Below are 1,135 nucleotides of genomic sequence, written 5' to 3'. Positions count from 1 at the left end.
AGAAATAGGCATATCTTCGGCTCTGGATCGGCGTATCGCCGATCTCAAGGCCAAGATGCAGGACGCCCGGATCACGGAATACGAAATGAAGACCTTTCAAAAAGTGGCTTCAGCCATGGGAGGCGACGGAGGCTCCCTGCGCCTCGATGCCGACGACCTGATCGCGGCATCCTTTGTCGTCGATGCGCTGAGTGAGCCAACGCTCAATTGACGACGGGCGGTTTGGTTCGCGCGCCGTTTTGCCCTTGCCCGGCCGGCAATTGGCCCACGCCTTCAAGCTCTGAAACAGGATGGCTGCTTCCAGCGGCCGTCTTGTGGCACGTTTGCGCAAGCCTCTGTCGCAAGTCATCGACAGGGCCGCGGGTTGGTTCCGCCGCCTGATATCGAATTGGAGGGAAAGTCTTATCAATTTGTTGGGGTTGGTGCGTCATAGTAGCGACGGCTAACGGAGTTGAACGGGATGAAGCTCGATCTGTCGCCGACGAGCTGGGGCAGGGTGATCGCTGTCACGGTAGTCGGTACTGCATTCTTCATTGCCGTGGCGTTCTTCGTCGATTCCTTCAATTTCCCCTATCTTTCGCCCGAGGCCGTGTGGCGGGCGAAGATGACCGACTTGTTGCTGCCTTTGGTGCTGGGCGGCTCGTTTCTGTTTTTCCTGATGTGGAAGATTCGCCAGCTGGCCATCGCGCAGCGCGATCTCAGCATCATCGCCGCGACAGACAGCCTGACGGCGGTGCTGAACCGTGGCGCCTTCTCTATGCTGGTCGAAGCCTATCTCGAGCAGACCCGAAAGCAGGAGCAGACCCGTTCGGGGGCGCTGCTGATCATCGACGCCGACCACTTCAAGTCGATCAATGACCGCCTGGGTCACGATTGCGGCGACCAGGCGCTCAAACTGATAGCGCAGGCGATCAAAGGGCAACTGCGTGGCGGCGATATCGTCGGCCGCATCGGAGGCGAAGAATTCGGCGTGTTTCTGCCCGGCGTGGACCCCTCGCAATCCTGGGTGGTCGCCGAAAGCATCCGCCGGCGTATCAGGGAGATGGAATTCTCACCCGGCGGCAGGCCTTGTCCGCTTTCCGTCAGCATCGGCGGCACAAGCTTTACCGGCCCGATCACCTATGAGGAAATCTTC

General features: G+C 59.6%; 2 protein-coding genes. Both read left to right on the top strand.

The window, feature by feature from the left end; genetic code table 11:
* Positions 1 to 211 (top strand): hypothetical protein (locus EN750_RS35500; protein WP_245482905.1); only part of this gene is annotated, 211 nt, incomplete at its 5' end.
* 249 nt (positions 212 to 460) lie between these two features.
* A partial coding sequence (locus EN750_RS35495) for a GGDEF domain-containing protein (RefSeq protein WP_145968249.1) occupies positions 461 to 1,135 on the top strand: 675 nt, incomplete at its 3' end.

This window comes from Mesorhizobium sp. M7A.F.Ca.ET.027.03.2.1 (genome assembly GCF_003999175.1).
In the GTDB taxonomy this organism is placed as follows: domain Bacteria; phylum Pseudomonadota; class Alphaproteobacteria; order Rhizobiales; family Rhizobiaceae; genus Mesorhizobium.
The sequence above is the reverse complement of the archived record's forward strand: the minus strand, read 5'-3'. Positions and strand labels throughout refer to the sequence as shown.